Raw genomic sequence first — 12,790 nt, 5'->3', positions numbered from 1 at the left:
CCCGCCCGCCCGGCGAAGCGCCCGCCAGGCCGCGGAACACCCGCCCCGGCCCCTCCCGAACCCTCCCACCCCCCCGCCCGGTCAGACCCCCGAAAGGCACTCCACCGTGACCACCGAAGCGTACGTCTACGACGCGATCCGCACCCCGCGCGGCCGGGGCAAGGCCAACGGCTCACTGCACGGCACCAAGCCGATCGACCTGGTCGTCGGCCTGATCCACGAACTGCGCCGCCGCTTCCCCGAGCTGGACCCGGCGGCCGTCGACGACATCGTGCTCGGCGTGGTCAGCCCGATCGGCGACCAGGGCTCCGACATTGCCCGGATCGCCGCCATCACCGCCGGCCTGCCCGACTCGGTGGCCGGCGTCCAGGAGAACCGCTTCTGCGCCTCCGGCCTGGAGGCGGTCAACCTGGCCGCCGCCAAGGTCCGTTCGGGCTGGGAGGACCTCATCCTGGCCGGCGGCGTCGAGTCGATGTCCCGGGTGCGGATGGGCTCCGACGGCGGTGCCTGGGCGATGGACCCGATGACCAACTACGAGAACCACTTCGTCCCGCAGGGCATCGGCGCCGACCTGATCGCCACCATCGAGGGCCTCTCCCGCACCGACGTGGACGCCTTCGCCGCCGAGTCGCAGGCCCGGGCCGCCAAGGCCCAGGCCGACGGCCTGTTCGACCGCTCGGTCGTCCCGGTCCGGGACCGCAACGGCCTGGTGGTGCTGGACCGCGACGAGTTCATCCGCCCCGGCACCACCGTGGAGACCCTGGCCGGCCTCAAGCCCTCCTTCGCCGGCATCGGCGAGGCCGGCGGCTTCGACGCGGTCGCCCTGCAGAAGTACCACTGGGTCGAGGCCATCGACCACGTGCACCACGCCGGCAACTCCTCCGGCATCGTGGACGGCGCGGCCCTGGTCGCGATCGGCAACCGCGGTATCGGCGAGCGGTACGGCCTGCGCCCGCGCGCCCGGATCGTCTCGGCCGCCGTCTCCGGCTCCGAGCCCACGATCATGCTCACCGGGCCGGCCCCCGCCACCCGCAAGGCGCTCGCCAAGGCCGGGCTGACCGCCGCCGACATCGACCTGGTCGAGATCAACGAGGCCTTCGCCGCCGTCGCCCTGCGCTTCGTCCGCGAGCTCGGCTTCCGCCCGGACCAGGTGAACGTCAACGGCGGCGCGATCGCCCTCGGCCACCCGCTCGGCGCCACCGGCGCGATGCTCCTCGGCACCCTGGTCGACGAGCTGGAGCGCCGCGAGCTGCGCTACGGCCTGGTCACCCTCTGCGTCGGCGGCGGGATGGGCATCGCCACCGTCGTCGAGCGCGTCTGAGCCTCCGGCGGCCCGCCGCCGCCCCTTCCCGGGGCGCGGTGCGCGCGGCACCCCCCTTGTCCCGGCCCTCACAGGAGATCCCAACCCCATGAGCGACACCACCACCATCCGCTGGGAGCAGGACCAGGACGGCGTGGTCACCCTCGTCCTCGACGATCCCACCCAGTCCGTGAACACCATGAACGAGGCCTTCACGGCCGACTTCGACGCCACCGTCGAGCGCCTCGCCGCCCTCGGCGACGACCTGCGCGGCGTCGTGGTCACCTCGGCGAAGAAGACCTTCTTCGCCGGCGGGGACCTCCGGATGCTGTCCGCCGCCCGCCCCGAGGACGCCGCCGCCGTCTTCGAGAAGTCGATGCGGATCAAGCGGGCGCTGCGCCGGCTGGAGACGCTCGGCAAGCCGGTGGTCGCCGCCCTCAACGGCAGCGCGCTCGGCGGCGGTCTGGAGATCGCCCTCGCCTGCCACCACCGGATCGCGCTGACCGCCCCGGCCAGCCGGATCGGCCTGCCCGAGGTCACCCTCGGCCTGCTGCCCGGTGGTGGCGGAGTCGTTCGCACGGTGCGGCTCTTCGGCATCACCGACGCCCTGCTGAAGGTGCTCCTGGAAGGCCGCCAGTACCGTCCGGAGCAGGCGCTCCAGCACGGCCTGGTCCACGAACTGGTGGACACCCCAGAAGAGTTGACCGCCCGGGCACGCGCCTGGATCGAGGCCAACCCGACCGCCGTCCAGCCCTGGGACGTCAAGGGGTACCGGATCCCCGGCGGCACCCCGGCCACCCCGGCGCTGGCCGCCAACCTGCCGGCCTTCCCGTCCAACCTGCGCAAGCAGCTGGCCGGCGCGCCCTACCCGGCGCCGCGCAACGTGCTGGCGGCGGCGGTCGAGGGCGCCCAGGTGGACGTCGACACCGCGATGGTGATCGAGGCCCGCTACTTCACCGAGCTGGCCTGCGGGCAGACCAGCAAGAACATGATCCAGGCGCTCTTCTTCGACATGCAGGCGGTCAACTCCGGCGCCGGCCGGCCGCAGGGCGTCGAGAAGCGGACGGTGCGCAGGGTCGCCGTGCTCGGCGCGGGCATGATGGGCGCCGGGATCGCCTACACCTGTGCCAAGGCCGGCATCGAGGTGCTGCTGAAGGACGTCAGCACCGAGGCCGCCGAGCGCGGGAAGGCGTACTCCGCCGGCCTGCTGGACAAGGCGGTGGCGCGCGGCCGGGCCACCGAGGCGCAGCGCGAGGAGCTGCTCGCCCGGATCACCCCCACCGCCGAGGCCGCCGACCTGGCCGGCTGCGACGCGGTGATCGAGGCGGTCTTCGAGAACCCCGAGCTCAAGCGGAAGGTGTTCCAGGAGATCGAGGGCGTGGTGGCGCCGGACGCGCTGCTCTGCTCCAACACCTCCACCCTGCCGATCGGCCTGCTCGCCGAGGGCGTCGGGCGCACCGCCGACTTCATCGGCCTGCACTTCTTCTCGCCGGTCGACAAGATGCGGCTGGTGGAGATCATCCGCGGTCCGCAGACCGGCGACGAGGCGCTCGCCCGCGCCTTCGACCTGGTCCGGCAGATCGACCGGACACCGATCGTGGTCAACGACTCGCGCGGCTTCTTCACCTCCCGGGTGATCGGCCAGTTCATCAACGAGGGCGTGGCGATGGTCGGCGAGGGCGTCGACCCGGCCACCGTCGAGCAGGCCGCCGCCCAGGCGGGCTACCCCGCCAAGGTGCTCTCGCTGCTGGACGAGCTGACGCTGACGCTGCCGCGCAAGATCCGCGACGAGTACCGGCGCGCGGTCGAGGAGGCCGGCGGCAGCTGGACCGCCCACCCGGCGGACGCGGTGGTGGACCGGATGGTCGACGAGTTCGGCCGCCCCGGCCGCAGCGGCGGCGCCGGCTTCTACGAGTACGGCGAGGACGGTCGGCGCGGCAGGCTCTGGCCGGGCCTGCGCGAGCACTTCACCTCGGCCGAGGGCGCCGCCGGGAGCGCCGTCCCCTTCGAGGACCTCAAGGAGCGGATGCTCTTCAGCGAGGCGCTGGACTCGGTCCGGTGCCTGGAGGAGGGCGTGCTGACCTCGGTCGCCGACGCCAACGTGGGCTCCATCCTCGGCATCGGCTTCCCGGCCTGGACGGGCGGCGTCTTCCAGTACGTCAACGGGTACGAGGGCGGCCCGGCGGGCTTCGCGGCCCGCGCCCGGGAACTCGCCGCCGCCTACGGCGAGCGGTTCGCGCCGCCGGCCCTGCTGGAGCGGGTCGCCGCCGAGGGCCGGACCTTCTCCGACTGACGGACGGTCGGTCAGCCGGGCGGGGCGGCGTCCTCCACGGAGCGCGCCGCCTCGCCCAGCTCCTCCCGCAGCGACCGCTGGAACGCGGTCACCAGGGCCTGCGCCACCATCGGCTGGATGTGGTCGGTGAGTTCCTTCATCCGTTCCAGCTCGGCCGGCGCGGGCTCGCTCTCCCGGTACGGCTTCCAGACCGTCTCGCGGAACAGCCGCTGCAACTCGTGCGCCGTCGCCCGGCTGTGCTCCAGCACCACCGCGCGCGCGGCCAGCAGGGTCTCCAGCGGGATCGGCACGTCCAGGATCCGCACCCCGAGCGGCAGCAGCCCCGGGTCCACCCGGAACACCTCCGGGTCGGGCGTGCGCTCCAGCGCGCCCATCGCCGCCAGCCGTTCCAGCTGCGCGGGCGAGAGTTCCCGCCCGGCCCGCCCCTCCAGCTGCCCGCGGCTCAGCTCCTCCGCCGTCTCCGGCGTCCAGGACGCCACCAGCGCCCGGTGGATGGCCAGGTCCAGTGGCGTGCTGTCCCGCGGCAGCCAGGCCAGGTAGCGCTCGATCGCCGCCAGCGTCAGGCCCTGCCGCTGCAGCTCCTCGATCAGCCCGAGCCGGTCCAGGTGCTCCGCGCCGTACCAGCCGACCCGGCGCGGTCCCAGCTCCGGCGGCGGCAGCAGCCCCTTCGTCCCGTAGAACCGCACCGTGCGCACGGTCACTCCCGCCCGCGCCGCCAGCTCGTCCACCGTCAGCCGGATCTCGACACCCTCCCGCGCCCCCATCCGCCACCTCCGCCTCTGTTGCACCACTGCTGTGACAGCAGCAGTGTGACAGTGCTGGGCGACCCGGTCCACCGGCGGTGCCCGGCACGCCCCGGGCCCCGCCCGGCGCCGTCGGCGCGGGAGCGGGGCCCGGGGCGGTGTCCGCCGGTGCGGTCGAGGGGTCGGCGAGACCGGGGCGGTGGGCGCGGGTGTAGCCCTCCCCCTCGTTGCGGCCGAACCCGCCGGGGGTCAGCGCGAGCCGGCGTCGGCGAGGTCGGGGTGGTGACGGCGGGTGACCTCGGGGTGGGCGCGGGTGTAGCCCTTCCACTCGTTGAGGCCGAACTCGGCGAAGAGCGGGTTGCCCGGGTCCTGGGTGGCGCCCGGGGCGTGGTGCGCGAGGGGGAAGTCGAGCGGCTCGATGTGGGCGTCGAGGCGCGGGTTGTAGAAGAACGGGATGGAGAAGCGCTCGCGGGCGCCGGCCGGGCTGACCACGCGGTGGTTGGTGGCCTTGAGGTAGCCGTCGGTGGCGACCTCCAGCAGCTCGCCCAGGTTGACCACGAAGGCGCCCTCCATCGGCGGCACCTCCAGGAAGCTGCCGTCCGCGCGCTCGACCTGGAGGCCGCCGACGGTGTCCTGGAGCAGGAGGGTGATGAAGCCGTAGTCCTTGTGCGCGCCGACGCCCTGGCCGGCGCCGTCGGGCGCGGTGCCGGGGTAGCGGACCAGCTTCAGCCGCAGGTGCGGGTGGCCGGCGAAGGCGTAGTCGTAGAAGTCGGGAGCGGCGCCGATCGAGGCGAGGAGTTCGTGCAGCAGCCGCTGGGCGACCGCGCCGAGGCGGTCGATCCAGCCGAGCGCGGCGGTCCGCAGCTCGGGGAGCGCGGCGGGCCACTGGTTCGGGCCCTCCAGCCACCAGTACGGGGGCTCGCCCCGCTCCGGGACGTGCGGGGGCAGCTCGGCCCCGATGTCCAGCTGGTCCCGCCAGTCCTGGCTGCCGCCGGTGAGCTCGTGCCCGGTGCGGGTGTAACCGCGGAAGTGCGGGGAGTTGAGGTTGCTCACGGCGAGCCGGTCGGCCTCCGGCAGGGCGAAGAACGCCCGCATCGCGTCGATCAGGGCGGCCGTCTCGGCCGGGGTGACGCCGTGGCCGACGAGCTGGAAGAAGCCGACGCCGGTGGCCGCCTTCCGCAGGTCGTCGTGCAGGCGGAGCCGGTCGTCGGCGCTGCCGTCGGCGAGCGAGAGGTCGATCACCGGGAGGGCGTCCGCGGGGGCGGCGGAGGGGGTGCTGGAGGAGTGCTGCTGCGTCATGGGTGACATCCGCTGGGTCTCGTCCTGGCCTGTCCCGGTGATCGACCGGGGATGCCGGGGCCGCGCCTGGTGCGGCGGGTGCTCCGGGGGTCAGGAGGGGGGACGCGGCCGCCTGGGGCCGCGCATGAGGGTGGGAGGCGCGAGGTTCAGCTGGAGCGTCGACAGGACATGCTCGTCACGCGGAGCAGGTCCACGTGGCGACGGCGAACGAGTATGAGCACCTCACCAGCCTAAATGACGGTCGCACCGCCGGGGGAGACCCCTGCACCGAGTTGATGGCGTGAGCCTGACAAGCTGCCCCGGGCGCTCGCGCCACCGGTCAGCCCCGTGCCACCCGGGCCGCCTCCCGGAGGGAGGCGAGCAGCTGGGCGAGGGCGGGCTGCCCCCAGGCGGTGGTGCGGACGGCGGCGTGCACGGCGCGGACCGGCTCCGGGGCGCGGAGCCGGCGGACGGTCACACCGGGGTGGCGCCGGGCGAGGCCCAGGAGCGGGACCAGGGCCACCCCGAGCCCGGCCGCGACGAACCCCTGGGCGGTCGGGTAGTCCTCGCTGTCCACCGCGAAGCCGGGGCGGAACCCGGCCTCGGCGCAGGCGTGCAGGACGGTGTCGAGGCAGGGGCCGGTCCGCTCGCTGCCGACCCAGGGCTCACCGGCCAGGTCGGCCAGGTCGAGGACGCGCCTCGCACCGAGCCGGTGGCCCCTCGGCAGGACGGCGCGGTACGGGTCGTCGAGCAGGGGGACGAGGCGCAGCCCGGGGTGCTCGCCCCCGTGCGGCCGGACCACCACCGCCACATCCGCCCGCCCCCGGAGAACGTCCTCCAGCGGGTCCTCGGGGTCGGTCATCCCCAGGTCGAGCCGCACCCCCGGGTGCTCGCGGCGGAAGGCCGCGACGGCGGGCGCCACCAGGGCGGCTCCCGCCGTGGCGAAGTAGCGGACCGTCAGGGAGCCGCTGCGCCCGGCCAGCAGATCGGCGAGCGCCGTGCCGGCCTCGGCCACCTGCCGTTCGATGACGGCGGCGTGCTCGGCGAGCAGCCGCCCGGCGGCGGTCGGCCGCACGCCGCGCCCGGCGCGTTCGAGCAGCGCCGTCCCGGTCTGCTTCTCCAGCGCCGCCACCTGCTGGCTGACGGCGGACGGCGTGTAGCCGAGCGCGGTGGCGGCAGCGCTCACCGAGCCGCCGGTGACCACGGCGCGGAGCACCTGCAGACGTCGCACATCGAGCATGTAGTCCAGCTTAAACGTGCTGAAGAACGTTTCACTTGTCCTGTCGGGTCCGGGCGGGCAGCGTTCCTTCCGGCGCTCCCGGCGCTCCCGGTCGGGAGGCCGGCCGACGAAAGGCAGGTGTCCCGTGCTGCGGATGGCCGTGCTCGCCCTGCTGTGGGGATCGGGCTTCCTGTGGACCGAACTCGCGCTCCGGAACGGGCTGACCCCGCTGCAGATCACCGTGCTGCGCTCCGCCCTCGGGGCCGCGGTGCTGCTGCTCCTCGCCCGCTCCGCCCGGCAGCGGCTGCCGCGCGGCGCCGCGGTCTGGCTCCGGCTCGCCGTGGCCGCCCTGTTCTGCAACGTGCTGCCCTTCTTCCTGGCCGCCCTGGGCATGCGGACCGTCGGCTCGGGGCCCGCCGGGGTGCTCAACGCGACGACCCCGCTCTGGTCGCTGCTGATCGGCCTGGCGCTCGGGACGGAACGCGGGTGGCACCCGAGGCGCCTCGGCGGACTGCTGCTCGGCTTCGCGGGGGTGCTGGTGATCTTCTCGCCGTGGCAGGGCGACGCGGGGCCGGCGCACCAGCACGGCGGCGCCCCCGGCTGGGGCGTGCTCGCCCTGCTGGGCGCGGCCGCGAGCTACGCGGTGGCGTTCACCTACATGGGCCGCGTGCTCACCGGCACCGGTACCGCCCCGCTCGCCCTCTCCGCCGCCCAGCTCACCGTGGCGGCCGGGATCGGCTCGCTGGCGCTGCCGGCCGCCGCCGGTGCCACCGACGGATTCAACGTCCGGGCCCTCGCGGCGGTGACCGTGCTCGGGGTGCTCTCCACCGGGCTCACCTTCCACCTCAACTACCGGCTCATCGCCACCGAGGGCGCCACCGCGGCCGCCACCGTCGGCTACCTGCTGCCGGTCGTCTCCACCGGGCTCGGCGCGCTCGTGCTCGACGAGCCGTTGAGCGCGAGGGGTGTCACGGGAATGGCCGTGGTGCTGGCCGGGGTCCTCCTGACCCGTCCGCGGCCGACCCGGGAACGGGCGGTCACGGCCGCCCCGGACGCCCGGGCGACCCCCGTGCCGGCTCTGCCCGCCCTGCCCGCCGTGCCCGCCGATCGGACGAACGGACCGGGAGCGCCGGACCACTCTGGCGGACACCCGGCTCCCGCACCCTGTTCACCGCCACCGCGCTCACCCGGCTCGGCACCGGCATCGGCCACGTCGCACTGCCCCTGACCGCCGTCACCGCCCACGGCGCGAGCGCCGGGCAGGTCAGGGCCGGGGTGGAGCCCGCGGCCCAAAAGGCTTGACCTCAAGTCGGCTTGAAGGTCGATCATGGTCATCATGAACACGAACACCACGGCCGTCGAGGCCGATGCCCGGATCGGCGCCGAGGCCGACATCGCCGTCGAGACCGAGGCCGTCGGGCGGGTCGTCGCCGCCCTCCAGTACGCCCAGGTCAACGAACTCGTGGAGGAGTTCGTCGGCCTCTTCCGCGAGGACGCGATCTGGACCACCGGCCACGGCAAGCGCCTCACCGGGCGGGACGAGATCGCCGCGTTCACCCGCACGGTGCTCCCGGGCGCCTTCCTCGGCTCCGGGAACACCGCCGAGTACGAGGTGGTGCACGTCCTCTTCGTCCGCCCCGACGTGGCCGCGGTCAAGGTCCGCCAGCGCTACCTCACCCTCGCCGGCGAACAGGTCGGCGAGGAGGGCAGCCCGCTGTACGTGATGGCCAAGGAGGACGGGCGCTGGCTCCTGACGGCCTGCCAGAACACCCTCGTCGTCCCCGAGTGAGGGCGCCGGTCCGGGACGGAGTGGGTGCGGCGGGCGGTCAGCCCCCGGCCGGGTCCGTGCCCCCGGCCGGCCCGGTCGCGGCGGGCGGGAAGGGGCAGCCGCCCCGGGGCGCGGCGCCGTCCCCGGAGGCGCCGTACCCGGAGGCGCCGTCCTCGAAGGTGCCGAGCTCGGCGATCCGGTACCCGCCCGGGTAACTGCGCACCTGCCGGCCGTCGCGGGCCAGGCGCGGGGAGCGGCGCGGCGGCAGGAGACGGACGAGCCGCCCGCGCAGCCGCATGCCGGAGCGGACGGCGTACCGGAGCGCGGCCGGGGGCCGGGGGTACCCGAAGGCCTCGCGCAGCGGATCGTCGAGCAGGCAGATCGAGGACACCCGCATCGAGGGCCGCAGCGGGGCCGGGTACCAGGAGGCCATCAGGCCGAGGGTGGCGTCGGAGACCTCCAGGCCGCCCCGGTCGTGGCCGAAGTGGGCGCGCTCGTAGCCGTCCAGCAGCCGCTCGAACGCGTCGTACGTCTCCGGGATGTCGCTCAGGCCCATGTGGCGGCCCAGTTCGCGGTAGTAGTTGGTGGTGGCCCGCACCTCGTGCTCGGAGTACGGGCGCCAGCCGTAGTCGTCCAGCCAGCGCTTGGGTACCACGACGAAGGTGGCGAGCACGTACAGGAAGTCCTCGTTGGAGATGTCGTACCGGTGGTGCATCCGGTTCATCCGCCGGATCGCCTCCCGGCCCTGCTCCGAGGCGAAGCCGTGCTCGACCACGGCCTCCAGGATCAGCACGGTGTCGTCGTAGCGCTTCTGCGCGCGGCGGGTGAACTCGCCGGTCCGCGCGAGCAGTCGGCCGATGCTCGGAACGGCGTAGGTGCGGTAGAGCGCGAAGCTGAGCGACTGGGTGGTGTCCCACGGGAACTCGTACCAGCTGCTGATCCGGTAGATCTCGGTGAACTCGGTCTCCGGGTCCATCCGCTGAATCGTCTTCAGCCAGTCGTATCGCTGCACAGGCCAGACCCTAGGGTCCCGGTCAGGGACAGGTCAACGCGGCCCCGCCGCGCCGCCGGCCACCCCGTGGCGCGCGTGGGCCTACGCTTCCCGGGGGCGGCACGCCGGGTCGGCCGCCGGGGGAGGGGGAGACGGCATGCTCGAATGGCTTCTGGTGGTCCTGATTCCGGTCGGCCTCGTCGCCGTGGCCGGCCTCGCGTACTGGTGGTGGGCGAGAGTCGGCACCGAACGGCCCGTGGAGCACCACAGCTCCATGCCGAGCGAGTACCACGGCACGGACGGCGCGGGCTGAGGCCCGCTCGGGGAGGTCAGGTCGAGCGGTCCTGGCCGGCCGTGCGGGCTGCTTGTTCGACTCGGGTGTGGTGCTCCTCCCACTGGGGGCGGTCGCCGGGGGCCATGTTCCCGTCCCCGTCGCGCAGGCCGGTGGTCCCGTCGAGCTGTTCCCGGACGATGTCCGCGTGGCCGGCGTGGCGTTGGATCTCCGCGATCATGTGGACGAGGACCCGGTGGAGCGTCAGTTCGCTCCGGTTGCCGAAGGGCACCCGGCCGACGGCGTCCAGCGGGAGTGACCCGATCGTCGCGTCCGCGTGGACCCATGCCGCGCGGTACCGGTCGACGATCTGCTCCCGGGTCTCCTCGGGGGTCGCCCAGAGGTCGGCGTTCGGCTCGGCGTCGCCCGTGATCCACAGGGGCGTTCCGGCGAACGGCCGCCCGAAGGTGGCGCCGAAGTAGAGGGCCTCGGCGCCGGTCGCGTGCTTGACCAGCCCCAGCAGGTTGGTGCCGGTCGGCGTCATCGGGCGGCGGATGTCGTACTCCGACAGCCCGTCGAGCTTCCAGAGCAGGGCGTCCCGGGCGTCCTGCAGATAGATCTGAAGGTCCTTCTTGAAGTCCGGTCCGATCATGGGACCAGTCTGCCACCCCGCCTCCGACCGACGGGCGGTCAGCGCCGCGGCGGGGTCCGGCCGGGAGGCGTGGTCAGCGCGGTGGCGGCGGCGTCGAGGATGTTCCGGAACGTGCGGGTGATGACCGGCCGGGCGAACAGCCGGGTGAGCGGGCCGCCGAGCAGCGGGACGCCGACCTCGGCGCGGGTGGTCCACCGGACGTGGGTGCCGCCGTCGACCTCCGTGAAGGTCATCCGGCCGAGTTCGTGACGGGACGGCGGCAGGCTGCGGTCGACGACGTACTCGGTGGCGTACGGGGGGTCGTAGTGGGTGATGCGCTCGCTGAACCAGCCGATGAGCCACAGGTGGTTGCGGACGGCGCCGACGCCGTAGGGCGCCCCACTGCCGCGCCGGGCGAGGCGGCAGCGCAGCACCAGCGGCGAGGCCGTGTAGTTGGTGGTCGTGGTGAGCCAGCGGAACACGTCGTCGATGGGGGCGTCGATGACGCGTTCGACGGTCATGGTCTCCATGGTGCGTCCTCCTCGGTCGAGCGGGTCGCTTCCTCGTGTGCCAGGGAGACGACGTGCACCGGCGGGATGTGACGCTCCATCAGTGTGACTGCGGTCACGCCCGGTTGGCGAAGGCTTCGGTCGCGGAGCCGGGCTCGCGAAGGCGGCGGGGCGGACACCTCGCGCCCGTCGGGTGCGCGGGTGTCCGCCTCGTCGGTGACCCCGGTCCGGGCCGGATCCGGCCGTTCCGGGCAGTGCTTCCGCTCAGGCGAACTGGCCGGGCCGGTAGTCGCCGGCGGGCATCTGGAGCATGACGTTCCCGCGGTTGAAGGCGTTGATGACGGTGATCACTCCGACCAGGGCGCCGAGCTGGTCCTCGTCGTAGTGCTGGGCGGCGTTCGCCCAGATCCGGTCGGAGACGCCACCGGCCGCATCGGCGATGCGGGTGGCCTCCTCGGCGAGTTCCAGGGCGGCGCGCTCGGCCTCGGTGAACACCGTGGCCTCGCGCCAGGCCGCGACCAGGTTGAGGCGCTCCGGGGACTCTCCGGCGTGCACGGCGTCCTTGAAGTGCATGTCGGTGCAGAAGCCGCAGCCGTTGATCTGGCTGGCGCGGAGCTTCACCAGCTCCTGCGTCGCGGTCGGCAGGGTCGAGCCTTCGAGCACCTTGCCCGCGGCGATGATGTGCTTGAAGACCTTGCCCAGGACCGGGTTGGTGAAGGGGTTCAGGCGTGCTTCCATGACGCGCTCCAAAGTCGGGTGTCCGGCGGCTTGCACTCCTTTGACGAGGTAGCCCGGCGGGTTGTGACGCGGCCGTTCCGTGAGGTGCCCGGACCCCGCCGTGCCGGGAGGGCGGCGCCCGCGCCGCGACGGGGGTACCCGTGCCGACCTGGGCGATCGCCCCTGGGGCGGCGGTCCGGGGCGGTCCGGGGCCGTCCGGGGTGGCCCCCGAGCGGCGGGCAACACGGAGAGTGACCGTTGGGGTGGACCAAGCAGACTTGAATCTTTGCGAACGAATGTTCGATCCTGGGGGTGTGCCCGTTTTCGAATCTGTTTTCGAATCCACCGCCGAGCGGCAGCCGCTCCGCCCGGTGGTGTCCGCGGCTGCCCTCGGTGCCGCTACCGGCACCGAGGCGGTCGACGGTCGGCGCGGGCTGCTGCCGGTGCTGCCCGCGCTGGGGGCGGTGCTGCCGGAGGGCGGGCTCCGGCGGGGGACGGCGGTGTCGGTGGGGGCCGGGGACACCGGGCTGCTGCTCGCGCTGGCCGCCGGCGCACGCGGGTCGGACGGCGGCTGGGCGGCCGCGGTCGGGCTGCCCGATCTCGGGCTCGCCGCGGCCGCCGGGTACGGGCTGGACCTGCGGCGACTGCTGGTGGCGGACGACCCCGGGCCGCACTGGGCCGAGGTGGTGTCGGTGCTGGCCGGGGCAGTCGAGCTGATCATGCTGCGTCCGGACGGGCCGGTGGCACCCAAGCCGGCCGCCCGGCTGGCGGCCGTGCTGCGGCGCAGTGGCTGCGTGCTGCTGGTGGCCGGGCCGTGGCCGGGGGCGGGGCTGCGGCTGGAGGTGCGCTCCGGCCGCTGGTTCGGGCTGGGTGACGGGCACGGCCAGCTCACCGGGCGGCAGGTGGAGGTGGCGGTGGAGGGGCGTGGCTCGGCGGTGCGCGGGCGCACCGCCCGGCTCTGGCTGCCGGACGAGCACGGCGAGGTGCGGGCGGTGGCCGAGGCCGCCGAGGCGGGGGAGGACGTGACGTCGGGGGTCGGGGCGGACCTCGACCGAATGGCGGTGGTGTGA

General features: G+C 74.3%; 13 protein-coding genes. 6 read left to right on the top strand and 7 right to left on the bottom strand.

The window, feature by feature from the left end; genetic code table 11:
- Positions 1 to 106: 106 nt before the first annotated feature.
- Together ACZ4UX_RS04375 and ACZ4UX_RS04370 are read left to right on the top strand one after the other, a co-directional pair.
- Complete coding sequence (locus ACZ4UX_RS04375) at positions 107 to 1,321, top strand: acetyl-CoA C-acetyltransferase (RefSeq protein ID WP_329487055.1); 1,215 nt, start codon at positions 107 to 109, stop codon at positions 1,319 to 1,321.
- An 88-nt stretch (positions 1,322 to 1,409) separates the two neighbouring features.
- Complete coding sequence (locus ACZ4UX_RS04370) at positions 1,410 to 3,593, top strand: 3-hydroxyacyl-CoA dehydrogenase NAD-binding domain-containing protein (RefSeq protein WP_465705486.1); 2,184 nt, start codon at positions 1,410 to 1,412, stop codon at positions 3,591 to 3,593.
- Between the two features lie 11 nt (positions 3,594 to 3,604).
- Here the strand turns inward: ACZ4UX_RS04370 and ACZ4UX_RS04365 are convergent, their stop codons facing one another.
- From ACZ4UX_RS04365 to ACZ4UX_RS04355, 3 genes are all read right to left on the bottom strand, one after another.
- Positions 3,605 to 4,357, bottom strand: coding sequence for a MerR family transcriptional regulator (locus ACZ4UX_RS04365; protein ID WP_465705484.1), 753 nt, complete (start codon positions 4,355 to 4,357; stop codon positions 3,605 to 3,607).
- A gap of 228 nt (positions 4,358 to 4,585) precedes the next feature.
- Positions 4,586 to 5,635: an isopenicillin N synthase family dioxygenase gene (locus ACZ4UX_RS04360; protein ID WP_329487052.1), complete on the bottom strand. Its 1,050-nt coding sequence runs from the start codon at positions 5,633 to 5,635 to the stop codon at positions 4,586 to 4,588.
- A gap of 319 nt (positions 5,636 to 5,954) precedes the next feature.
- Positions 5,955 to 6,854 carry a LysR family transcriptional regulator gene (locus ACZ4UX_RS04355; protein WP_465705482.1) on the bottom strand — a complete coding sequence of 300 codons (900 nt, stop codon included), beginning with the start codon at positions 6,852 to 6,854 and terminating at the stop codon, positions 5,955 to 5,957.
- Positions 6,855 to 6,987: 133 nt separating this feature from the next.
- Here ACZ4UX_RS04355 and ACZ4UX_RS04350 point away from each other — a divergent pair, with 133 nt between their 5' ends.
- Positions 6,988 to 8,061, top strand: coding sequence for a DMT family transporter (locus ACZ4UX_RS04350; RefSeq protein WP_465705959.1), 1,074 nt, complete (start codon positions 6,988 to 6,990; stop codon positions 8,059 to 8,061).
- A 108-nt stretch (positions 8,062 to 8,169) separates the two neighbouring features.
- The gene (locus ACZ4UX_RS04345) at positions 8,170 to 8,622 is read left to right on the top strand and encodes an SgcJ/EcaC family oxidoreductase (protein WP_465705480.1); all 453 of its coding nucleotides are present in this window, start codon (positions 8,170 to 8,172) and stop codon (positions 8,620 to 8,622) included.
- A 37-nt stretch (positions 8,623 to 8,659) separates the two neighbouring features.
- Here the strand turns inward: ACZ4UX_RS04345 and ACZ4UX_RS04340 are convergent, their stop codons facing one another.
- Entirely contained in the window at positions 8,660 to 9,613 is a 954-nt protein-coding gene (locus ACZ4UX_RS04340; RefSeq protein WP_465705478.1) for an oxygenase MpaB family protein, read from the bottom strand.
- 136 nt (positions 9,614 to 9,749) lie between these two features.
- Between ACZ4UX_RS04340 and ACZ4UX_RS04335 the strand changes: the two genes are divergently transcribed.
- Positions 9,750 to 9,905 carry a hypothetical protein gene (locus tag ACZ4UX_RS04335; protein WP_329487048.1) on the top strand — a complete coding sequence of 52 codons (156 nt, stop codon included), beginning with the start codon at positions 9,750 to 9,752 and terminating at the stop codon, positions 9,903 to 9,905.
- A 16-nt stretch (positions 9,906 to 9,921) separates the two neighbouring features.
- Here the strand turns inward: ACZ4UX_RS04335 and ACZ4UX_RS04330 are convergent, their stop codons facing one another.
- From ACZ4UX_RS04330 to ACZ4UX_RS04320, 3 genes are all read right to left on the bottom strand, one after another.
- On the bottom strand, positions 9,922 to 10,515 hold the full coding sequence (locus tag ACZ4UX_RS04330; RefSeq protein WP_465705476.1) for a DinB family protein: 594 nt from the start codon (positions 10,513 to 10,515) through the stop codon (positions 9,922 to 9,924).
- Positions 10,516 to 10,553: 38 nt separating this feature from the next.
- Positions 10,554 to 11,024, bottom strand: a complete 471-nt coding sequence (locus ACZ4UX_RS04325) for an SRPBCC family protein (protein ID WP_396491698.1) — start codon at positions 11,022 to 11,024, stop codon at positions 10,554 to 10,556.
- A 243-nt stretch (positions 11,025 to 11,267) separates the two neighbouring features.
- Positions 11,268 to 11,741 (bottom strand): carboxymuconolactone decarboxylase family protein, encoded by a 474-nt coding sequence (locus tag ACZ4UX_RS04320; protein ID WP_465705474.1) that lies wholly within the window; start codon positions 11,739 to 11,741, stop codon positions 11,268 to 11,270.
- Between the two features lie 293 nt (positions 11,742 to 12,034).
- Between ACZ4UX_RS04320 and ACZ4UX_RS04315 the strand changes: the two genes are divergently transcribed.
- On the top strand, positions 12,035 to 12,790 hold the full coding sequence (locus tag ACZ4UX_RS04315) for a hypothetical protein (protein ID WP_329487044.1): 756 nt from the start codon (positions 12,035 to 12,037) through the stop codon (positions 12,788 to 12,790).

The sequence above is a fragment of the Kitasatospora sp. NPDC028961 genome, assembly GCF_055564815.1.
The sequence above is the reverse complement of the archived record's forward strand: the minus strand, read 5'-3'. Positions and strand labels throughout refer to the sequence as shown.

Coding starts and splice junctions, on each gene's coding strand:
- ACZ4UX_RS04330 (WP_465705476.1), bottom strand. CDS start 10,515: ATGATCGGACCGGACTTCAAGAAGGACCTTCAGATCTATCTGCAGGAC.
- ACZ4UX_RS04355 (WP_465705482.1), bottom strand. CDS start 6,854: ATGCTCGATGTGCGACGTCTGCAGGTGCTCCGCGCCGTGGTCACCGGC.
- ACZ4UX_RS04350 (WP_465705959.1), top strand. CDS start 6,988: ATGGCCGTGCTCGCCCTGCTGTGGGGATCGGGCTTCCTGTGGACCGAA.
- ACZ4UX_RS04335 (WP_329487048.1), top strand. CDS start 9,750: ATGCTCGAATGGCTTCTGGTGGTCCTGATTCCGGTCGGCCTCGTCGCC.
- ACZ4UX_RS04370 (WP_465705486.1), top strand. CDS start 1,410: ATGAGCGACACCACCACCATCCGCTGGGAGCAGGACCAGGACGGCGTG.
- ACZ4UX_RS04345 (WP_465705480.1), top strand. CDS start 8,170: ATGAACACGAACACCACGGCCGTCGAGGCCGATGCCCGGATCGGCGCC.
- ACZ4UX_RS04325 (WP_396491698.1), bottom strand. CDS start 11,024: ATGGAGACCATGACCGTCGAACGCGTCATCGACGCCCCCATCGACGAC.
- ACZ4UX_RS04360 (WP_329487052.1), bottom strand. CDS start 5,635: ATGACGCAGCAGCACTCCTCCAGCACCCCCTCCGCCGCCCCCGCGGAC.
- ACZ4UX_RS04365 (WP_465705484.1), bottom strand. CDS start 4,357: ATGGGGGCGCGGGAGGGTGTCGAGATCCGGCTGACGGTGGACGAGCTG.
- ACZ4UX_RS04320 (WP_465705474.1), bottom strand. CDS start 11,741: ATGGAAGCACGCCTGAACCCCTTCACCAACCCGGTCCTGGGCAAGGTC.